Annotated in this window: 18 protein-coding genes; 13 read left to right on the top strand and 5 right to left on the bottom strand. The window is 70.1% G+C overall.

Annotated elements, in window-relative coordinates; translation table 11 throughout:
* Window positions 1-52 precede the first annotated feature (52 nt).
* The 8 genes from N5095_RS18760 to N5095_RS18795 all read left to right on the top strand — a co-directional run bounded on the left by N5095_RS18760 (window position 53) and on the right by N5095_RS18795 (window position 8,716).
* Complete coding sequence (locus N5095_RS18760) at window positions 53-1,240, top strand: MFS transporter (protein ID WP_267624701.1); 1,188 nt, start codon at window positions 53-55, stop codon at window positions 1,238-1,240.
* Window positions 1,241-1,326: 86 nt separating this feature from the next.
* Entirely contained in the window at window positions 1,327-1,977 is a 651-nt protein-coding gene (locus tag N5095_RS18765; RefSeq protein ID WP_267624702.1) for an ArsR/SmtB family transcription factor, read from the top strand.
* Window positions 1,978-2,019: 42 nt separating this feature from the next.
* On the top strand, window positions 2,020-3,672 hold the full coding sequence (locus N5095_RS18770; RefSeq protein ID WP_267624703.1) for a S8 family serine peptidase: 1,653 nt from the start codon (window positions 2,020-2,022) through the stop codon (window positions 3,670-3,672).
* A gap of 165 nt (window positions 3,673-3,837) precedes the next feature.
* Complete coding sequence (locus tag N5095_RS18775) at window positions 3,838-4,335, top strand: Lrp/AsnC family transcriptional regulator (RefSeq protein ID WP_267624704.1); 498 nt, start codon at window positions 3,838-3,840, stop codon at window positions 4,333-4,335.
* 147 nt (window positions 4,336-4,482) lie between these two features.
* Entirely contained in the window at window positions 4,483-5,262 is a 780-nt protein-coding gene (locus N5095_RS18780; protein ID WP_267624705.1) for a HalOD1 output domain-containing protein, read from the top strand.
* Between the two features lie 52 nt (window positions 5,263-5,314).
* Window positions 5,315-5,506 carry a hypothetical protein gene (locus tag N5095_RS18785; protein WP_267624706.1) on the top strand — a complete coding sequence of 64 codons (192 nt, stop codon included), beginning with the start codon at window positions 5,315-5,317 and terminating at the stop codon, window positions 5,504-5,506.
* A gap of 179 nt (window positions 5,507-5,685) precedes the next feature.
* Window positions 5,686-6,219 carry a hypothetical protein gene (locus N5095_RS18790; protein ID WP_267624707.1) on the top strand — a complete coding sequence of 178 codons (534 nt, stop codon included), beginning with the start codon at window positions 5,686-5,688 and terminating at the stop codon, window positions 6,217-6,219.
* 61 nt (window positions 6,220-6,280) lie between these two features.
* On the top strand, window positions 6,281-8,716 hold the full coding sequence (locus tag N5095_RS18795; protein ID WP_267624708.1) for an ATP-dependent DNA helicase: 2,436 nt from the start codon (window positions 6,281-6,283) through the stop codon (window positions 8,714-8,716).
* Between the two features lie 32 nt (window positions 8,717-8,748).
* Here N5095_RS18795 and N5095_RS18800 read toward each other — a convergent pair whose 3' ends face one another.
* Window positions 8,749-9,546, bottom strand: a complete 798-nt coding sequence (locus N5095_RS18800) for a thermonuclease family protein (RefSeq protein ID WP_267624709.1) — start codon at window positions 9,544-9,546, stop codon at window positions 8,749-8,751.
* Between N5095_RS18800 and N5095_RS22415 the strand changes: the two genes are divergently transcribed.
* A complete protein-coding gene (locus tag N5095_RS22415; RefSeq protein ID WP_267624710.1) occupies window positions 9,527-9,823 on the top strand; it encodes a hypothetical protein in 297 nt (98 codons plus the stop codon). The genes N5095_RS18800 and N5095_RS22415 overlap by 20 nt on opposite strands.
* Before the next feature lie 193 nt (window positions 9,824-10,016).
* On the opposite strand, the gene rocF is transcribed toward N5095_RS22415, so the two are convergent.
* On the bottom strand, window positions 10,017-10,928 hold the full coding sequence (gene rocF / locus N5095_RS18810) for an arginase (RefSeq protein WP_267624711.1): 912 nt from the start codon (window positions 10,926-10,928) through the stop codon (window positions 10,017-10,019).
* A gap of 165 nt (window positions 10,929-11,093) precedes the next feature.
* Here rocF and N5095_RS18815 point away from each other — a divergent pair, with 165 nt between their 5' ends.
* Window positions 11,094-12,470 carry a TIGR00341 family protein gene (locus N5095_RS18815; protein ID WP_267624712.1) on the top strand — a complete coding sequence of 459 codons (1,377 nt, stop codon included), beginning with the start codon at window positions 11,094-11,096 and terminating at the stop codon, window positions 12,468-12,470.
* On the opposite strand, the gene N5095_RS18820 is transcribed toward N5095_RS18815, so the two are convergent.
* Window positions 12,461-13,378 carry an NAD-dependent epimerase/dehydratase family protein gene (locus N5095_RS18820; RefSeq protein ID WP_267624713.1) on the bottom strand — a complete coding sequence of 306 codons (918 nt, stop codon included), beginning with the start codon at window positions 13,376-13,378 and terminating at the stop codon, window positions 12,461-12,463. The two genes, N5095_RS18815 and N5095_RS18820, sit on opposite strands and share 10 nt — an antisense overlap.
* A gap of 153 nt (window positions 13,379-13,531) precedes the next feature.
* On the opposite strand from N5095_RS18820, the gene N5095_RS18825 reads away from it, so the two are divergent.
* The 3 genes from N5095_RS18825 to N5095_RS18835 all read left to right on the top strand — a co-directional run bounded on the left by N5095_RS18825 (window position 13,532) and on the right by N5095_RS18835 (window position 17,576).
* On the top strand, window positions 13,532-14,065 hold the full coding sequence (locus N5095_RS18825; RefSeq protein WP_267624714.1) for an Rrf2 family transcriptional regulator: 534 nt from the start codon (window positions 13,532-13,534) through the stop codon (window positions 14,063-14,065).
* Window positions 14,066-14,220: 155 nt separating this feature from the next.
* The gene (locus N5095_RS18830) at window positions 14,221-15,771 is read left to right on the top strand and encodes a flippase activity-associated protein Agl23 (protein ID WP_267624715.1); all 1,551 of its coding nucleotides are present in this window, start codon (window positions 14,221-14,223) and stop codon (window positions 15,769-15,771) included.
* A 164-nt stretch (window positions 15,772-15,935) separates the two neighbouring features.
* Window positions 15,936-17,576 (top strand): PGF-pre-PGF domain-containing protein, encoded by a 1,641-nt coding sequence (locus tag N5095_RS18835; RefSeq protein WP_267624716.1) that lies wholly within the window; start codon window positions 15,936-15,938, stop codon window positions 17,574-17,576.
* Window positions 17,577-17,862: 286 nt separating this feature from the next.
* On the opposite strand, the gene N5095_RS18840 is transcribed toward N5095_RS18835, so the two are convergent.
* Window positions 17,863-19,590 (bottom strand): sensor histidine kinase, encoded by a 1,728-nt coding sequence (locus N5095_RS18840; RefSeq protein WP_267624717.1) that lies wholly within the window; start codon window positions 19,588-19,590, stop codon window positions 17,863-17,865.
* 76 nt (window positions 19,591-19,666) lie between these two features.
* Entirely contained in the window at window positions 19,667-20,848 is a 1,182-nt protein-coding gene (locus tag N5095_RS18845) for an NAD(P)/FAD-dependent oxidoreductase (protein ID WP_267624718.1), read from the bottom strand.
* Window positions 20,849-20,978 lie beyond the last annotated feature (130 nt).

Genomic DNA, 20,978 nt, shown 5'->3' on the forward strand with positions numbered 1-20,978 from the left:
CTCCCCCGCCGCATTCCCAAGGCTTGACCCCGCCGCCCGAGAACGACGGTCAGTGACCCGGCGCCTGTTCGGCACGCTCTGCGGGCTGGTGTTTCTCGTGAACCTCGGCCGCGTCGTGTTCGCCCCCCTCGTCGAGACCCTGCAGGCCGAGTTCGGCGTCGGCCCGGCGGCCGTCGGCCTCCTCACTACCCTCGTCTGGTTCGGCACCGCCCTCCCCCGAATCCCGGTGGGTGTCCTGCTCTCGCGAGTCCCGCGTCACCACGTCGTCCTCGGGACGGGCGTCCTGCTCGCCGCGGGGTCGGCGGCGGCCGCGACGGCGCCGACGCTCCCCGTGTTGCAGGCGGCGGCGTTCGTCATCGGGCTGTCGACGGGGGCGTACTTCGTCGCGGCCGTCCCCCTCGTCGGCGAACTGTACCCCGACGCGGTCGGTCGGGCCGTCGGGATTCACGGGACGGCCGCCCAGGTCGCCGCCGTCGCCGCGCCGACGCTCGTCGTGACCGTCTTCGCCGACGACTGGCGGGGCGTGTTCTGGCTTCTCGGGGCCGGAGCGCTCCTCGGAACGGCAGTCCTGTTCGTCCTCACCGTCCGTTCGGACGGGTCGGCGCCGGCGGCGACCGGGCCGGACCGGGACTTCGTCGGCGCCCTGCGCTACTGGCGCGAAATCGCTCTGGGCGTCGTGCTCGTCAGCGCGCTGGGGTTCGTCTGGCAGGGCGTGTTCAACTTCTACGTCTCCTACCTGCTGACAAAGGGGGTCTCGTCGGCGACCGCCGGAGGGTTACTCACGGCGCTGTTCGCGGCCGGCGTCCCCGCGTTCTGGGCCAGCGGTCGGCTCGCCGACCGTCTGCCGCACGTCCCGTACGTGCTCGCGATCCACGCCGGCTTCGTCTGCTGTCTGTTCGCGTTGACGCTGGCGACGACGCCGGTCGCTCTGCTCGTGGTGTCGCTCGCGTTCGGACTCGTCGCACACGGCCTCTTCCCGGCGCTCGACGCGTACCTGCTCGGGGCGCTCCCGAGCGGGAACCGCTCCGGCGCGTACGCCCTCTACAGCGGCCTCGCGTTGCTCCTCGAAGCGAACGGGAGCGGCGCGGTCGGGCTGTTGCGCGGGGCCGGCATCCCCTTCGACACCGTCTTCCGAAGCTTCGGCGTCGGACTGGCCGTCCTCCTCGTCGCGCTGGTGGGGCTTTATATTGCAGGACGCCTCCCGAGAACCAAACGCGAAAGTCCGAGATACTCGGAGTAGAGGGCCTCTAAGAGAAGTCTGACGGTTCGAAAACTATGAACGGATTTTCCCAAAGGATTTACTTACGGGACACAGAATAACCGAGTATGTCAGGGCTGCTACCGTCTGACACAGAACCCGCGCGGACGGAGTCCGCCGGCGACGAGGGGGTGAGCGGCAGTGCCGCTGCGGCCCCCGACGCCGACGGCGACCTCCGCGTGCTCTGGCTCGACGACGAGGAGTCCGAGCGGCTCATCTCCTCCCTGTCGTCGGACACAGCCCGGTCCGTCCTCACCGCGCTCCACGAGCGCCCCGCCACCGCGTCCGAGCTCTCCGAGGAGGTCGACACGTCGCTCCAGAACGTGCGACACCACGTCAACAACCTCACCGACGCCGGACTCGTTCGGGTCGCCGACACGCGCTACTCCGTGAAGGGACGTGAGATGAACGTGTACGCGCCCAGCGACGACCCGATGGTCGTCTGCGTCGGCCGCGAGGACGACCGCGGCGACTTCCTCGACTCGCTGAAGCGCCTCGTCGGCGTCGCGGCGGTCGTCGGGCTGTTCGCCGCGCTCGTGCAGTCGGCGTTCGGCGCCGGCGTCGTCGACCTCGGCGGGCCGGCGACGAGCCCGCGAATCCCCGACGCGGTCGGCGGCGCCGAGCCGGTGCTCGGACTGCTCCCGCCCGGTGTGGCCTTCCTCGCCGGCGGGTTGCTCGCACTGGCGGCCGTCGCGGCGCTCGAGTACCGCCGGAGCTAGACGAGTGCGCGGCGACCTCGCCCGTCACGCGGGAGGCCGCGGATGAGCGAGCGACGCGTCGTCCTCCACCTGCTGGTCGGTCTCCTGGTCGTCGCCTCCTTCGCGATGCCCGGCATCACCGGCCAGGCGGTGCCCGTCGACCGGAGCCACGGCCTCGACGCCGAACGGTTCTCCCTGCTCCGGAGCAACGAGCCGACGGCGGCCAGTGGCTCCGCCGCGACGACCCCCGCCGACCGGGAGCTGACGGAGCTGTCCGAGGCCGCGCGTCTCAGGGCGGGACTGCGCACTATCCGCGCCGACGAGGTGCACAGCCGCGGCATCACCGGCGAGGGGGTCCGCGTCGGGGTCATCGGAAGCGCGTTCGACCCCAGCCACGACGCCGTCGCCGACGGCGTCGCCGCCCACCGGAACCTGGGTCGGACGACGGCGGCTGCCGACCGCGTCCACGACACCGCCGTCGCCGAGGTGGTCACGCGGACCGCGCCCGACTCGGAGCTGTACCTGGCGGGTATCGGGGCGAACCCGACGCCCGAGGAGTACGCCGACGCCATCGACTGGCTGCTCGACAACGACGTGGACGTCGTCGTCGACTCGGGGAGCTACTTCCCAAGCGGCGACAGCCGGACGGGGCGCATCAGCGCCGCGGCCGAGCGCGCGTCCGAGCAGGGGGTCGTCTTCGTCACCTCCGCCGGCAACTACGCCGACCGGCACTGGACCGGCGAGCACGAGGGTGCGGGCTGGGTCGAGTTCCGCGAGGGGGCCGAGGCGAACGCGCTCGCCGAGGGCCGGGACACCGGCGGTCGCGTCTCCCTCCGACTGTCGTGGACCGGTGACGCGGACTACGACCTCTACCTGTACCGGGTGTCGGGTGACCGCAAACGCGTCGTCGCGAAGTCGACGATTCGGCAGTCCGCGGACGGCGGGGAGCCGAACGTCGAGTCGGTCGACGTACGGCTCCCGACGGGCCGCTACTACGCCGCGATTTACGCCCACGACGCCGGGGCGGGTGGCTCCGGCGGCTCGGACGACGCGAACCGTCTCCAGCTGTTCTCCGCCCGCCAGCCGCTGAACTACACCACGCCGACCGAGAGCATGGTCGCCCCGGCGACGAGCGAGGACGTCATCGCCGTCGGCGCCTACGACTCGAAGAGCGGGCTGATTCGAGAGTACAGCTCCCGGGGCGGCGGAGCGAGCGACGCGGACGTGGACGTGGACGCCCCGGACGGGTACGAGACGAGTGTCGCCGGCGAGTTCCGCGGCACGTCGGCGGCGGCTCCTTACGTCGCCGGCACCGCCGCGCTGATGGAGTCGAACGGGAACGACCTCGCGCCGGCGCGCGTGGAGCGCATCCTCGAGGAGACCGCCCACGCCGAGAACGGCGTCCGTCGGCTGGACTCGATGGCGGCCGTCGAGGCGGCCGCCGGCCGGTCGACCGCGGTCCGTGACGCCGGTGGGGCCGCCGCGCTCGCCTCGGAGAACGGGTCGGCCGGCGTCGATGGGGCCCGGGAGACCGGCCGGTCCGGCGAACCCGGTGTGGACAACGGGACCGACGGGGTGAACACGACCACCGGGTGGGCGGGCGTCGACCGGCCGCCGGAAGGCGCCGACGACGGGAGCGACGACAACCGGACCGCGGCGGTGGCGTCCACCGGCGCTCGGGCGTCTTCGGTGGGGGCCGCCGACCCCGTTCCGTAGCCACGCCACGGCCGAACGGGTCGAGGCGCCTCCCAACTCCGGGCAGTTTCGGGAGTCCCGGGAGCCCCGATACCCTCCGGAACGCGTCGCGGTGGGGGCTCACGTCGCGGTGGAGCCTCGTGTCGGCCCGCGGATTTTTACGCTCCGCAGTGACAGTTCTCCACGATGGAACCCGAGGCGCTCGATTCGACGGACAGAGCCATCTTACATCTGCTTCAGCAGGACGCTCGTAACTACACGAACGCCGACATCGCGGACGACGTCGGCGTCTCGGCGACCACCGTCAGGAACCGCATCCGCGACATGGAGGAGTCGGGCATCATCAACGGGTACGCGCCGAACATCGACTACGACGAGGCGGGCTTCGACCTCCACGTCCTCTATCAGTGTGAGACCCCCGACGAGACGGAGGACGCCGCCGAAGCGGTCATCGAGATGGACGGCGTCGTCCACGTCCGGAAGATGCTCACGGGTCGGCTGGACCTGCTCGTCGAGGCCGTCGGCACGGGCGTCGACGACGTCGAACGTATCACGCGGGAGTTGGAGGAGATGGACGTCGACATCGCGGACTCGAACATCGCGAGCCAGGAGTTCTGGCAACCGTTCGACCACTTCGGCGCGGAGTACGTCGAGGAGTCCGGCGACACGACCCGCCCCGATTGAGCCTCGCGGCAGTTCGCGGCCCGCAGAGTTCGCTCCCCGAAGCTCGACCCGTATTTCGGCGTGGAATCGGACGCGGCATTTATATACTCCGTGCGAATCATAAAATCCCCGACACATTTTTGAGTGCGTATCGGCTACGGAGTGGCGATGACAGAGTTCTCCCAGAGCGACCTCGACGCGGACGAGCGGGTCGTCGACGCCGTCAGGACGCACGTCGCGGCACGCGAGGGGGTCCCGCCGAACGAACTCGTCTCGCCGTCGGCGGTCGTCGACGAGGCGTTCGTCGAACGGACCTTCCGGGGCTGTGAGGGCGCGGCGGTGAACGGACACGTCACGTTCGACTACGACGGGTACACGGTGACCGTCTCGACCGAGGGCCGGGTGACCATCGAGCCGCGGCCGGCGGTGGCGGCGGCCGACGACGAGGTGACCGCCGAGATGGTCCACGACCTGTTCACACGGAGCGGTCGGTGTGCCTTCGCCGCCCGGGAGGTCGCCTCGGTGTTCGATATCGGCGTCGACAGCGCCGTCGCGCGGCTCCGCGAACTCGGGACCGCGGGCGAGCTCGTCCACGTCACCGACGAGGCGGGCGCCGACGGGGTGTGGCGCGAGGAGCGCGAGCCGGTCGTGTTCGGCGAGGACGGCGGGTCGGTCGTCGCACTCGACACGAAGACGGCGAGCGTCGCCGAGGGTCCCGACCGGCCCACGGCGCTCCGGGAGTTGGCCGACCGGCTCGACGACGCGAGCGGGATGGCCGAGTTCGCGGACGACGCTCCGGGCACGGCGACGCCTCAACGGACGGCAGACCCCGAGGGGACGGCCGGAACGGTCGGCTCTTCGGCCGGCGGCGACGCCGGCGCCGACTCCCCGGTCCGGTCCGGGGCGACGGCGCAGACGGACGACCGGACGTCGGGCGACGACGACTGACGCGGTCGCGCCGCGAGCGACCCGTGTCGCGAGCACGCCCCACCGCGGCAGAGTGACGACGACCGAGCGCCACGACGGCCGGCGTCTCGTCGCCGGTCGTCTCGCTGACGCGGGGGTGGAGACGATTCCGACCATCGAGCGCCACGACGGGCGCGGGTTTATCCGCGCCCACATCGCTGACGCGGGGGTTGGGACCACCGAGCGCCACGACGCCGAGCCGGTTCATCGGCTCGGTACTCGCTGAGGCGGGGGTGGGGCGACCGAGCACCATGTGAGCGGGGTCAGCGAGAGCCCCGTCCTCACGTCGCCCCGCGACGCGCCGAGACGGGAGGACGACAGACGGTCGAGGCCGCGCACGACCTCGGGTGTCGGCGCGAGTTTATGTTCTCAACACGCGTCCCTACCCCGCAGAGGAACTCGTTCATGGAAGCGGACTTCCCCGTCGCCCGACGGGACGTTCTTCGGGCGGCCGGCGTCGCCGCGGTTGGGACGCTGGTCGGACTCGCGGGCTGTATCGACCTCGACGGACTGCTGAGTATCCCTGCGGTCACGTTCGTCAACGACACGTACGGCTACTCGCTCCGGTATCCGGAGGCGTGGACGGTCGACGGCGCCGACCCCGCGACCGTCGTGTTCGCTTCCGAGGCCGTCGACACATCACTCGTGGTGAACGCGTCCGCGGCCGACGGGTCGTCGCTGGCCGGGCGGGTGGCCGTCGCACGCGAGTCGCTCGTCACCGGCGGGAGCCGACTGCTGACCGACGAGGCGACCTCGCTCGCGTCCGGCCAGGCGGCCCACGTCCTCGATTGGGAGAGCGAGACCGGCGAACAGTACGCGGCCCTCCTGACCGGGCGGGACGAGGTCTCGTTCCTCCTGTGGTACGTCCGCGGGTCGGACCCGTCGCTCGACGACGAGGCCGTCTGGCGGACGGTCAGTCGGTCGTTCGCGTTCTCCTGAGCCGGGGCCGAGCGACGGACCGAGTCCTTTTACCCGATGAGGCGTCAGAAACCCACAGTACATGGGCAGTCGCCAGCGGTCCCCGAGCGAGGACGACGAGGCCGAGACGACGGACCAGGCGGCGTGGGAGGCGGTGTTCGGTCACGACGAGCCGTACCCGGAGCAGCGCGACGGCATCGACGCCGCCGTCGACGCCGCTCGCGACGAGGGGTTCGCCGTCGTCGAGGGGGCCTGCGGGACGGGCAAGACGATGCTCGCACTCACCGCCGGTATCCACCTCGTGCGCGACCCCGACTCCGCCTTCGAGCGCGTGGTGGTGCTGACGAGCGTCAAACAGCAGCTCAGACAGTTCGAGGACGACCTCCGGACCATCAACCAGAGGCTCCCCGAGGAGTGGAATCCGATTTCGGCGCTGACGCTCGTGGGGAAAGCCGACGTGTGTCCCTACGCCCGCGAGAACGCCGGCGGCGTCGACACGCGCAACGTCTACGAGCGCTGTGAAGGGTTGCGCGAGCGCACCCGCAACCTCGTCGGCGAGGACGGGCCGACGACGGCCGGCGCGCTCGTCGACCAGTCGAAGCGCGCACAGACCGGGCTGGCGGACTCTGGCGCGGACGGCGGGAGGGCTGGCGTCTCCTACCTCGAGACCGCCGGCGAACCCACCCCCTACCTGCCCCAGACCGGCGAGTACGGTGACGGGCGCGGGACGACCGAGTACTGTCCGTTCTACGCGCAGTTCCTCGAGGACCTGCCCGAGGACGGCGACCCCGTCGAGGCCGTCCCGTTCGACCTGACCGACCGCGGCCTGCTCGACACCGAGGACCTCGTCTCGCTCGCGGCGGGCCACGGCTCCTGTCCCCATTCAGTAATGGGCGCCGTCCTGCCGCACGTTGAGGTCGTCGTCGGCAACTACTACCACGCGTTCGACCCGGTGACGGCGGCGACGTTCACCGGCGAACTGCTCTCCGAGGAGACGTTCGTCGTCTGCGACGAGGCCCACATGCTCGAACCCCGTGTCAGGGACCTCGTCAGCGACGCCGTCGCCGACCGGAGCCTGCGCGACGCCGAGAACGAACTCACCAGGGTCGTACAGGCCGTGGAGTTCGACGACGGTCCCGGCGGCGAGGGGTCGCGACCGGGAGAGTCCGCGAGCGTCGCCGGGCAGTCCTCCGACGCCGACCTCGTCCGCGCCGAACTCGAAGACAGCGACGTGACGTTCACCGAGGTGAAGCAGGTGCGGGCCTTCCTCCGGGACCTCCGCGAGGAGTTGGACCGCCGCGTGAAAGGCCACCTCGACCGCGAACGACCGGATTGGCGGGCGGACCTGACGAGTCTCGACGACGGCGAGATTCCGTTGCGCGACCCGGAGGTACCCGCCGAAGACGAGGTGACGGCGTGGGCGAAGGACACCGACCACAACGGTATCTGGGCGCGCGCCGAGAGCGTCGGCGCCGTCGTCGCCCGCATCCTCGACGAACTCGAGGGGGAGGACCGCCAGCGCACCGTCCCGGGCGTCGGCGCCACGGTCGGCAAGTGGTTCGCGCTCGACCACGAGACGTACTTTCGGGAGATAGAGCTGGAGCGGACGTGGGACGAGACCGAACCCCCAGACTCCTGGCGCCGGGCGTACAACGCGCGTCTCGCGCTTCACAACTGCGTGCCGAGCGACGCCATCGGCGACCGTCTCGGGGAGTTCGGCGGGGGCGTGCTGATGAGCGCCACGCTCGAACCGGTCGACGTGTTCCGCGAGGTGACGGGGCTCGACCACCTCGAAGCGTCGGGGCGACCGGTCGTCGAGCGAACGTACGGACTCAACTTTCCGCCCGAGAACAGGGAGAGCTTCGCGGTCGACGCACCGAAGTTCACCTACGGCAACCGCGGTGCCCCGAACGAAGACACCGAGGCGCGGCGGGTCCACGCCGACTGTGCGGCCGCCATCGCCGGCCGACCGGGGAACGTCCTCGTGGGGATGCCGAGCTACGGCGAGGCGGAGTGGATGGCCGGCGTCCTCCGCGACCGACTCGACAAACCCGTCCTGCTCGACGAGTCCAGCGACGACGCGGCGACGGAGACGCTCAAAGCGGACTTCTTCGGCGGCGCGGACAAGGTGCTCGTGACGAGCATCCGCGGGACGCTCACGGAGGGCGTCGACTACCGCGGGGACCGCCTCTCGGCCGCGGTCGTCTGTGGCGTCCCCATCATCAACACCGCCAGCCCGCGCACCAAGGCGCTGGTGACGGCCTACGACCGCACGTTCGGCTCGGGGTTCGAGACCGCCCTAACCGTTCCCGCCGTCCGGAAGGCCCGGCAGGCCGTCGGCCGCGTGATTCGGGGCCCGGAGGAGGTCGGCGTCCGTGCGTTCGTCGACGCCCGCTACGCGCGGGAGTCGTGGAACGCCGTCAGGGAGTACCTCCCGGAGTACGAGCGGGAGGAGTTCACGCCGGTCAGCCCGGATATGCTGTCCTTCGGGTTGGACCGCTTCTGGGGTTCGGTCTGAACCCGAGAGCCCAGGAGAGAAGCGCGACGGGGTTACGCCGAACTGTTCTCCGAGCCGTACCCCCAGACGCCGCGGTCGGCGGCCTGTGCGTCGGCTTCGGCCGAGGTGAACGCCGTCCGCTGTGAGAACTCGCGGTCGGTCACGCGAGCGAACCCACCTTCGACTAGCTGCTCGTTGTACGACTGCCCGTCGTGGGTGAGGTAGACCAGCAGTCGCCCGTTCGGACCCGTGCGGTCGGCCTCGGAGCCGGTCTCGATGGTCACGGTCCGACCGTCGAGCGTCGAGCGGGCCCGGTCGCTGGACTCGTACCCCCAGTCGCGGAGCCAGTTCTTCCCCTCACGGGAGTCCGGGACGCCCTCGAACTCGTCCGGTCGGTTGTCGCTCCGGGTCTCCGGCGTGTCGACGCCGAGCAGACGCACGTCCTCGGTGTGACCGTCCGGGAAGCGCACCTCGAGCGTGTCACCGTCGACGACCTCGACGACGGTGACCTGCCAGGACTCGGTCCGGGCGGGTCGGTCGGTAGTCGTCGTGGTCGTCGTGGTCGTCGCGGTCGTCGCGGTCGTCGTAGTCGCCGTGGTGGTCGTGGTCGCCGTGGTAGTCGTTGCCGTCGTCGTCGTCTCGGCAGGCGTCGTCGTCTCGGCGGGCGTCGTCGAACCGACGGCCGTGGTCGTCGTGCCTCCGGAGGACGCGGTCGTCGAGGCGTTCGGGTCACCGCCGTCGGTGATGGTCGTCCCCTCGGTGGTCGTTTCCGTCGGGGTCCGCGTCGCCGTCGTGGCGTTCGACTCGGAATCGACCGAGTCGTCGCTCGAGGTGTTCGACTCGGTCGACACAGTCGACTCACTCGACCCGCCCGTATCCGTCGCGTTCGGGGACGCAACCGACCCGTTCGCCGACGAGTCGTTCGTCGTCGCGTTCGTGCCTCCCGACTCGGTCGTCGTCGACGCGTTCACCGCGGACGACTCGGTCGGCGAGAGAGTCTCGTTCGAGACGCTGTCGTTCCCGACGCTCTGGCTCGCCCCGCCACACCCGGCGAGGAGGACGAGGAGGGCCGCCGCGACGGAGAACCATCGCTTGTCTTTGCTGTCCATGACGGTCACGGATTCGTGAACGTCCCGGATAAGCGAGGTCGGTCGTTGCGACCGAAACGGTCGCCGTTGGTCGCGAAACAGTCGCTTACGGCCCGCGTAAGGCGTGAGAACGGTGACCGGGTCGCCTTCGCGGACCCGTTCGGGACTCCCCGAGACCGTCCGGAGGCCGGCTTCCGGGAACTACCGCCGGCGGCGGGTCCCGGTCGCGGTCGCTACCGCAGGATGCGCTTGCCGAAGGCGCTCGCGGCGAGTTCGGCGGCGAGTTCGGCCGTCTCGTTGTGTTCGTCGAGGATGGGGTTCACCTCGACCACGTCGACGGACCGGACGGCGTCGGAGTCGGCGATGGTCTCGAGCGCGGAGTGGGCCTCGCGGTAGGTGGCGCCGCCGCGGACCGGCGTCCCGACGCCCGGTGCGGTCTTCGGGTCGAGCCAGTCGAGGTCGAGGCTGACGTGAACCCCGTCGGTGCCGTCGGTGGCGACCGAGAGGGCCTCCTCGACGACGGTCGTGACGCCGTGTTCGTCGAGGTCGGACATGGTGTAGGCCGTCACGTCGCTGTCGCGGATGGCGGCCCGTTCGGCCTCGTCGAGGGCTCGCAGGCCGACGATGGCGACGTTCTCCTCGCGCAGGCCCTCCGCGTTCGCCCAGTCGACGCCCTCGAAGTCGCCGACGCCGAGCGCCGCGGCGAGGGGCATCCCGTGGACGTTCCCGCTGGGTGAGGTGGACGGCGTGTTGTAGTCGCCGTGGGCGTCCAGCCAGACGACGCCGACGTCGGCGTCGCGCGCCGAGCCGACCATCGACCCGATGGCGATAGAGTGGTCGCCCCCCAGCGTGAGCGGCGTCTCGCCGGCTTCGAGCGTGTCGGCGACGGTCTCGGTCAGGTCGCGCGTCGTCTCCTCGACCTCCCGGAAGAACTTCGCCTTCCCCGCCATCGGCTGGGTGGCGTCCGGGTCCCGCTCCTCGGCTCGGGGGATGGAGAGGTCGCCGGTGTCGACCGCCTCCACGCCGGCCTCGTTCAGTTCGCGTGCCAGTCCGCCGTAGCGGATGGCGGAGGGCCCCATGTCGACCCCGCGTCGGTCTGCGCCCAGGTCCATCGGCACCCCGATGATACGGACCGTTCGTGACATACTCGACCCTCCCACCGGCCCCACTTATCGGTAGGTGGTCGGCGAGCGTCGCGCGCCGGACGCCGACCCGGTCGGGTCCCCCCGGCCGGCGAGTGGGCGAGTCGGCGGGGACGGCGCCGCAGAACCCGGAACCCCTTTCCGCACGCCGGGCGCGTCCACGAGCGGATGCGGCTCATCAAGGTGCTCGTCCCGGACGGGAAGCTGTCGACCGTTCTGGACGTCCTCGACCGCGAGAACGTCGATTTCGTCGTGACCGAAGGGGTCTCGCACGACCGCGACGCCCCGGGTGACGGCGACGACTCGACCACGCTCGTCGAGTTCCCGCTGCCGACGCAGGCCGTCGGCTACGTCCTCGGAGAGATTCGGGACGCCGGGCTGGACGACTCCGAGTACACGGTCGTGACCAGCGTCGAGACGGCGAAAACTCGACACCTCCAGGAGCTTGAGAACCGGTTCGTCGCCGGGGTCGAGGAGGACGACAGCGTCGCCCAGGAGGAGATTCGGGCGAAGGCCCTCGGCATGCACCGCGGGGCGCTCACCTACTACGCGCTGACGGTGTTCTCGGCCATCGTCGCCGCCGCGGGGCTCCTGCTGGACTCGCCGGCCGTCGTCGTCGGCGCGATGGTCATCGCCCCGCAGGTCGGCTCCGCACTCATCGCGAGCGTCGGCGTCGCGCTCGACGACCGCCGGATGGTCTCGCTCGGCGTCCGCGACCAACTGCTCGGGTTCGCCGCCGCCATCGTCGCCTCGCTCCTCTTCGGGCTGGGACTGAAGTCGGGGTTCTTCATCGCGCCGTCGCTCAACGTCTCCGCCGTGGGACAGATAAACCAGCGTATCTCCCCGGGACTGCTCTCGGTCTCCGTCGCCTTCTGTGCCGGCGCCGCGGGCGCCTTCGGGCTGGCGACCGCGCTCCCGGTCTCGCTCGTGGGCGTGATGATCGCGGCCGCGCTCATCCCCGCCGCCGCGGCCGTCGGTATCGGCATCGCGTGGGGGCTCCCGGGCGTCGCCGCCGGCGCCTTCATCCTCCTCGTCGTCAACGCGGTCGCCGTCAACCTCGCCGGCTTCGTCGTCCTCTGGTATCTCGGCTACCGCCCGGACGACTGGGGCGGAGACGACCTCCCGACCCTGCTCTCCTCGTACCGCGTCTCGGTCACCACCGTCGCGCTCCTCCTCGTCCTCTTCGCCGGCTTCGGCGGCCTCCTCGTCGACCAGATAGCCTTCGACAACGAGGTGAACGGCGCGATCGACGACGTGCTCGAAGAGGAGCGGTACGCCGAACTCGAGCTTCGCGGGGTCGACGTCGAGCTCGGTCTGGTCTCGCGGTTCGACCAGCAGCCGGAGGTGACGGTGACGGTCGCGCGCCCGGTCGACGAGTCCTTCCCGGCGCTCGCGGACCGGCTCGACCGGGCGATCGACGACCGGGTCGAGGACGACGTGCTCGTGTCCGTCGAGTACCGCGACCGCCAGCGCTCCGAACCGACGAACGGCGACGGGCAGAACAGCATCGGCGGTCGCGCGGTGACCGGTCCCGCCTACTTGTAGGGCGTACAGACCATCCGAATCCCCTCCTCGAAGCTGATTTCGGGCTCCCAGCCGGTCGCCCGCTTCATCTTCGAGGGGTCGGCCTTCGTATCGTGGACGAACAGCGCCTCGGGGATGGGGTTCTCGACGTGTTCGGGTTCGATGTCGGTGCCGAGTTCCTCGTTGAGCATGTCGACGACCTCGTTCGCGCTGTAACTCTCGCCGGTCCCGAGGTTGTAGACGCCGGTGAGTTCGTGGTCGGCGGCGAGTTCGATGCCGCGGACGATGTCGGAGACGTGCGTGAAGTCGCGGGTGTGGCTCCCGTCGCCGTAGATGACGGGCGATTCGTCGTTGGCGAGGTCGTCGGCGAACTGCGCGATGATGTTGGCGAACTCGCCTTTGTGGCCCTCGCCGCCCTTCATCCCCTGATAGACGGAGAAGAACCGGAGGCCGGCGACGTTCATGTCGTGGGCGTTGGCGTAGTACTCTCCGTAGCGCTCGCGGGCGAGCTTCGAGGCTTCGTACCCCGTACGGGCCTCGACGCGTTCGTCCTCCGAGCAGGGGTCGGTGCGGGAGCCGTAGATGGAGGACGTGGTCGCGTAGACGACGGTCTCACAGCCGTTCTCGCGAACCTGTTCGACGGTGTTGACGAACCCCTCGACGTTGACGCGGGCGCCGCGCTGGGGGTCGTCCTCGTGCATGTTCAGCGAGGAGAGGGCGGCGAGGTGGAACAGGACGTCCACGTCGGCCGGCAGGTCGTCGTCGAGGACGCTCCCCTGCACGAACTCGACGTCGTCGGAGAGGTTCTCGGGCGTTCCGAGGTAGAGGTCGTCGACCGCGACGACCTCGTTGTCCTCGGCGAGGTGGTTCGCGAGGTTCGAGCCGATGAACCCGGCACCGCCGGTGACGAGTACGCGTTTGCCTTCCATACCGATACTCCCACCGGTGAGCGGCAAATGTCTGTCGCACCGAGTGAGAACATGTCGACGTGCTACTGTGCAAAACGTTCACGTGCCCCCGGATATCCGCCGGAAGAGCGGTATTCCCCCGGTTTTAAGACCATCAATCCCGAATGTTCCGCCATGTCTTCCATCGAGCTCACACCGAGCCAAAAAAAGATTCTCCGGGCGCTCACGGACTTGTACCGTGAGAGCGAGAGCGCAGTGAAGGGCGAGGACATCGCCGAGGAGGTCGACCGCAACCCGGGCACCATCCGCAACCAGATGCAGAGCCTGAAGGCGCTCCAGTTGGTCGAGGGCGTCCCCGGGCCGAAGGGCGGGTACAAACCGACGGCGAACGCCTACGAGGCGCTCGACATCCAGGAGATGGACGAGCCCGCGACGGTGCCGCTGTTCCACAACGGCGAGCGCGTCGAGGAGGCGAACGTCGAGGAGATCGACCTCTCCAGCGTCCACCACCCCGAGAAGTGCCGCGCCGAGATTCACGTCCAAGGCTCCGTCCGCGACTTCCACGAGGGCGACAGCGTCACCGTCGGCCCGACGCCGCTCTCGAAACTCGTCGTCGAGGGGACCCTCGACGGGAAGGACGACACGAGCAACATCCTCATCCTCCGAATCGACTCGATGGAAGCGCCGTCCGAGCCGCCCGAGCACTGATTCGGGAGCCGGAGACGACGCGACACCGGGCCGAACGCGGGTTCCGACGCCGCTCCTGGGTCGGCCGGAGCCACCGTGCAGACACTGCCCTCCGCGACACGGGCACGAGACGCGCCGAGTAGCGACCGGCACCCGGTCTCCGAGACCTCGCACACATGGAATCCGACACCCTCCGTCACCGACTCCGTCGCGACTGGCTGTGGGGAGTGCTCCTCCTCGTAGCCGTCGTACTGCGTTTTCACGCCCTCGAGGCGCGGCCGGTGCACTGGGACGAGGGCGTCCACGCCTACTTCGCGTGGGAGTTCCTCACGACGGGACAGTTCACCTACGAACCCTGGCGCCACGGGCCGTTCCTCTACTACGCCGGGTCGGTGGCGATGGCCGTCTTCGGCGAGCGCGTCGTCGTCGGACGCGCCGTCGTCGCGGCGGTGTCGCTCGGCTCCGTCGTCGCCGCCTACGCGCTCCGGGACGAACTCCCGATGCCGACGGCCGCCGTCGCCGGCGCACTGCTCGCCGTCCACCCGTACGTCCTCGCGCCGGCGCGGTTCTTCCGTAACGACGCGATGACGGCGACGTTCACCCTGCTCGCCGTCGCGCTGTACGTCCACTACCGGAAGACACCGAGCCGCGGGCTCGCGGCCGGACTCGGCGCCGCGCTCGCCCTCGCGATCGCGACGAAGGAGGTGAGCTACTTCGTCCTCCCGGCGGCGTTCGCGCCGGTCGCGGTCGTCGCCCACTTCGAGGCGCGCTTCACGGACGCGTCGTGGCGCGCGGTGCTCTATCGCGCCCTCCCGCCGACGTACCTCCACTACACCGTCGGGGTCGCGGTCGCGGTGCTCGCCGTGCTGTACGGCGGCTGGCCACCGGACCCGCTCGCCGCCCCCGGAGCCATCGTCGACGGGTTCCAGTACTGGCGGTCGGTCGCGGCGGACGGAAACGGCGGGAAGCCGATGTACTACCTCGGCATGCTGACGGACCACACGCCGGTCCTGTTCGCTCTCGCGCTCGTCGGCTGTGCCGGAACCGTCCTCGACCGCGACGGGCCGAGCGTCAGGTGGCTGTTCCTCTCCTGGCTCGCCCTACCGGCGATGCTCATGTCGCTCGCGAGCGAGCAGGCCTGGTGGAGTTTCGTCCACCTGTTCACCCCGTTCGTCTTCCTCGTCGCGTTCGGCGTCGCCGACCTCCGGGACGCGCTGCAGTTCGCCGTCGGGACCGTGAGGGACCGACTCGCGGCGCGTCCCGGCCGGACACGGGGTGTCGCCCGACTCGACGGTCCCGGCGGTCTCGGCGCGGCGACCCGGCGCGTGCGTACGGGGGCGGGGCCGACCGCGCTCGGCGTCGTCCTCGCGGTCCTGTTGGTCACGTCGAGCGTCGCCGCGTTCGGGCTCCCGGGCGGCGTCGAGCGGATGGCACCGGGAGACGGGACCGACGCCGACGCGGAAACGTTCCGGTACGTGGCCGACGAGGCCGCTCGGCTCGACTGTCCCGTCCAACTCGGGAAGGGGGTCAACCCGTGGCCCGCTCCGTGGTGGCTCCGAGGGTTGTCGATTCACGGGAGCCAGGGGAAGCTCACCGCCGACTGGCAGTTCTCACAGGGGCCGGCGGTGCTCGTCACCGGGGAGGAAGTCACCCCGCCGAAGCGCCACGAGTTCCGCGTGGTGGAGCGCAACGGGTACTACGTGTACCTCCCGCGGTCGGGCTGCTGAGGGCGAGAGAAGGAGTCTCCGTCGTGACCGTCAGGGACCGACCCGGGGGAGCGCGAACGTCGAAATGCCGGACCCCGTGGCCGGCCGAAGGGTAGGCGCGGGACCCGCGCCGAGCGGAAATGTTCTCGCGACCTTTATTATCAGCAAGGATGAATTAGTCAGACATGGTAATGTTCTCGGGAACTGGGAGGTCCGGAGGGCGACGGCGGGCGGTGTTCGTCGTCGTGGCCGCGGTGCTCGTCAGCAGTAGCCTCGTGGGCGCGGCGGTGCCGACGGGGGTGTCGGACGAGCGTGCGGCCCTCTCCGGCGGAGTCGACGGTCCGACGTCGGCGAATCAGGGGACCGAGAACGCTTCCGCGGCGAAGAGAGGGCCGACGAAAGGAAACGGCGGGGAGAAGAACGGAGACGGAAAGAACGGAAACGCCGGAAAGAATCGTCAGGGGAGTGGTGATGCCGGAGACGAACAGGTGAGGGACGGAGACGGCGAAACCGGGGCGACCGAGGGCGTTGAGGGAGTGAATGCCGAAAAGAACGGCAACGGCAACACGAACGCCAAGAACGGCAACGCAAACGCCGAGAACGGCAACGCGAGCGAGAACGACAAGAGAGGGAACGAAGCCAGGGGCAGGGGGAAGGGGACCGCGGCCAGCGCCGGTTTCGGTCCCGAGAGCGACGGAAACGGGAACGGCGAGGGCGTCGACGAGCGGTCCGAGCGTGCGAAGGGCGGGGTGACCGACGAGGACGACTCTCGGAACCGCACCGAGCGCGGGAAGGCGGCGGTCTCTCGAACGGGGCGGACCGGCGGTCCGGGCGAGGGAGTAGGGGCCGACTTCCGCGTGCGGAACGTCTCGGCGGGTGAGACCGTCGTCCTGAACGTGTCGGGTCGCCCCGAACAGCCCCGTTCGAAGGCGCAGGCAGGCAACGACCGAGCGGCTGGGAGCGGGACGGCCGCGGACCGGGGCGTCGGCCGCGACGGAGTCGGTGACCGAGCGACGTCCGCGGGCGACGGTCCGGCCGTCTCCGTCGACAGCCTCGCACCCACCGTCACGCGCGACGGGGCGTACACGATGAACGTGACGAGCAGCGACACGAGTCCGTCGAACGCCCCCGATTTCGTCCCGGGTGACGGCGCCGAGTCGGTGGGACACATCCGGGTGAACCACTCGGTGCCGGACTCCGAAATCGAGAACGTCACCTTCCGCTTCCGGGTCAGCAAGGACCGACTCGACTCGATGGCGGTCGCGTCGGAGGACCTCACGCTGTACCGATACCACGACGCGGAGTGGAACGCCCTCGAGACCAGTGTGGTCGAGGTAACGGAGACTCACGTCCGCTATCGCGCGGAGTCACCCGGACTTTCCGACTTCGTTACGGGCGTGAAGCGGCCTGAGTTCGAGGTCGACGAGGGGAGTCTCGACGTCGAGGTGACGGACGAGGACGACCGGGTGACGGCGACGGCGCTCGTCTCGAACGTCGGCGGCGCCGACGGGACGTACACCGCCGAACTGGCGCTCGACGGCGAGGTCGTCGCGCGCGAACCGGTCACCGTCGCCGCGGGCGGCACCCGCCGAGTCGAACTCACGTACGAACCGAGCGACGCCGGCACGTTCGACGCCAGTCTGAGCGGGGTGCCGGCGGGTCGGGTCAGCGTCCAGCCCGCCTCCACCCCCACAGCCCGGAGGACACTGACGACCGTCGCGACGAACCTCTCGGCCACCGTGTTCCCGGGGCTCCAGTTCGGCGGCCTCTCGCTCGCGTTGGTCGGCATCGGACTCCACGCCATCCGCCGCCGCCGCGAGTTCTGAGCGGAAGCCCCGTCGGTCTCGGGAGGCCTCTCGATTCTTCGGGGACGAACGTTGCTGTACGGTACCGACAAACGCAGTGAGCGACCGCGCACCCCGTCAGAGACGGGAGCCGCCCACATCTCGCCACCGCACTCCTCGGTCGGTCCGCGCCGAAGCGCCGGCCGACTCCAGAACCGGCCGTCGGTCCACCCGCCGCCGTCGACTCGACGTTCGGTTCGTGTCGGCTCGAGGGCGTTCCTGCCGTCACGCGACACGAGCGAGCGGCGTCCAGACGCGTCGCGCCGGCTCAGGCGTCCGCGCCTGTCGCCGTAGCGGTGTCCACGTCGGCGAGGGGGAGGTGGACGACCACCGTCGTCCCGTCGTGTCGGTCCTCGAACGTCACCCGCCCGCCGGACTTCGTCACGACCCAGTAGACGAACCAGAGGCCGAGGCCGCTCCCGTGCCGGAGCGGGGTCTCCCGCCCCGCGTCGAGCACTTCCTTCTCGTGGTCGGGAATGCCCGGTCCGCCGTCGGCGATGGCGAGGGCGGCGTACCACTCCGCCGCGTCGCGTCCGTCGGTCGGCGAGGGAGCGTCGTCGATTTCGTCCGACGGGCCGTGGGCTTCGTAGCGGGACGCGCTCACCGTGACCGACGGGTTCGGCTCGGAGTTGTGTTCGACCGCGTTCGTACAGAGCTGTTCGAGCGCCTCGGGGAGCGCCGGGTTGGCGAGGACCTCGACGCCGGGTGACACCGACGAGGTGGCTACGGCGTCCGGGTGCGCCCCTCGGACGGCGTCGAGCGCCTCGTCCACCGCCGAGCCGAGGTTCAACTCGACCGGGTCGCGGTCGTCGCTCACCACGCTTTCGATTCGCCGAGCGGTCTTGCTCATCTCGCCGATGTGTTTCCCCCGCTCCTCGATGATGTCCACTGCTTCCCGAAGCTCGGTGCTGTCACCGTCGTTCGCCGCGGCCTCGCGCACGACGTCCGCGTAGCCGACGACGAGTGAGACGTCCGTCCGAACGTTGTGTCTGAGCACGCGGTTGAGCACTTCGAGACGTTGGCGCTGTTCGCGAAGCGTCCGTTCGCGTTCCTCGATGCCCGTGGCGAGTTCGTTGAACCGGTCGCCGATCTCCTGCCACTCCTCTCCGGCCGACAGCGACAGTTCGCGGTCGTAGTTCCCGGCACCGACGGCCGTGAACCCGGCGAGCAGGCGCTCGGTCTGGTCGAGCGTCGTCCGGTACTCGAGCAGGCCGAACCCGAGCATCAGGACGAAGACGACGAGGAGGCCGAACCCCTGGACGAGCTGAAGGGTCGCGACGCGGGCGTCGAGCGCCGCTCTGTCGCGCGAGACCGTGACCGTCCACCCCGTCGAGTCGACGGTCGCGGTGCTCGTAATCGACTCGTCGAACCGGTGAACGGGTTCGTGAACCGTCGTGTTCGCGTCTCCGACGGCGACCGACTGCACTTCGCTCGTGAGGGGTCCGGCGGCGGTGAGAAGCGTCCGCTCGTTCACGTATATCGTCGCCGCGAGGGCACCCACGACCTCGGACCGGTCGTAGACGGGCGCACTGAACACGACGGCGTGTCGGTCCGTGCCGGAGACGGGGACCGGGTCGGCGACGTACGTCGTTCCGTTCAACGCCGCTCGAACGTACGCTCGGTCCCGGACGTCGCTCCCGATGGCGTCCCGCCTGGTCGCCTCGTCGACCGCACCCCGGTACCGTCGGACCGTACCGTCACGGTCGACGAGTTGAACGCTGAAGAACCGCGAACGGTCGAGAAACCCGGTGAGAAACGGCGTCGTTCGGTCGAACTCCCGCGCCTCCGGCTGTGACGCCATGTACCCGACGAAATCCCGTTGCTCGGCCACCGCGGCGTCGACCTGGTCGGCCGTCAGCGACGCCGTCCGGTCGACGTCCGCGCGCTCCTGGGCGACCATCTCCGACTCGTAGAGCTCGACGCCGCCGTAGACCGTCCCTCCGAGGACGAAGGTGATGAGAAACAGCGTGACGACCAGGCGGGTTCTGAGCCGCATCGATTGCCCGAAAGCGCGGCCCGCCGGTAGAAAACTCTTTCTCCCGAATTGATACGTCGGCCGGGGCGGGAGCCGTCTACAGGCTGTCCCAGGCCGTCATCGCGCGCTTGTAGCCGGCGACGTCCTTGATCCAGCGGGCGCCGATGGCCTTCTTCAGCGCCCGGGCACCGGGACCGCCGAACGTGTTGATGGGGACGCCCTGCACGTCGTGGGCGACGGCCTTCTCGCCGATGGAGATGACCGTCCCCTTGTCCTTGTGGCGCCACGTACGCAGGGGTGCGCCGCGGACGGCGCGCGCGAGGTTCTCGCCGGCGACCTCGGCGGCCTGCCAGGCGGCCTGCGCGGTCGGCGGGGCGATGTCGTCGTCGCCCTGGTCGATGAGCGCGGAGTCGCCGATGGCGAACACGCGGTCGTCGCTGGTGAGGAAGTCCGACTCGGCGAAGATGCGGTTCGAACGCTCGTCCTTGTCGACCTCGAACTCGGAGACCTCCTCCTGGCCGGTGATGCCGCCGGTCCACAGGAGCACGTCGTAGTCGAGCGTCTCCGGCTCCTCGTCCTCGCCGCCGCCGAGGTAGACGCGGTCCTCGTCGACCTTCGAGATGAAGTCGCCCGTGAGGATGTCCACGTCGGCCTCCTGGAGGCGCTTGCGGAGCGCGCCCTGCACCTCGGGGTCGTTGCCCGGGAACACCTCGTCGAGCCCCTCGACGAGCGTGATGTCGATGGGCGCGCGGTTGTCGTCACGGTAGCCCGCGATTTCGCCGCAGGACTGGATGCCGGAGAGGCCGGCGCCGCCGACGAGCACCTGTGCGGGCTCCTCGCGGGTCGCGTCGGCCGCGGCCTCCTTCACCGCCGAGTGGACCTCGCGGGCGTCGTCGAGACCCTTCAGCGTGAGCGAGTGCTCGGCTAGCCCCTCGATGCCGTAGAACGCCGTCGCCGTGCCGAGGGCGACGAGCAGGTAGTCGTAGTCGACCGTGCGCTCGTCGTCCAGCGTGACGGTCTGGTCGTCGGGGTCGACGTCGACGACGCGCCCGCGGACGAAGTCGGTCGACGGCTCCTTGATTTCGCTCACCGGGATGGCGATGTCCGATTCGACGGACGGCTCGCGAATGGCGCGGTGGACCTCGTGGAGCACGAGGTGGTAGTCCTGCTCGGAGACCCACGTCAGCTCGGCTTCGCCGTCGTCGATCTCGTCTTCGAACGCTTTCACCGCGCCGGCACCGGCGTACCCGGCACCGAGTACGACGACCTGTGAACTCATAACCGAGTGTCCGGAGCCCTCCGACAAAAACGGTTTGAAAGCGTCGTCTACGGCCGCCTCGGCGTGTGAAACGGTGTCGCGGTGAGTGGTACCACCCGAGGGCCGGAGCCACCACGAAACTTATGTCGAC

The organism is Halobium salinum (genome assembly GCF_026586625.1).
GTDB lineage: Archaea > Halobacteriota > Halobacteria > Halobacteriales > Haloferacaceae > Halobium > Halobium salinum.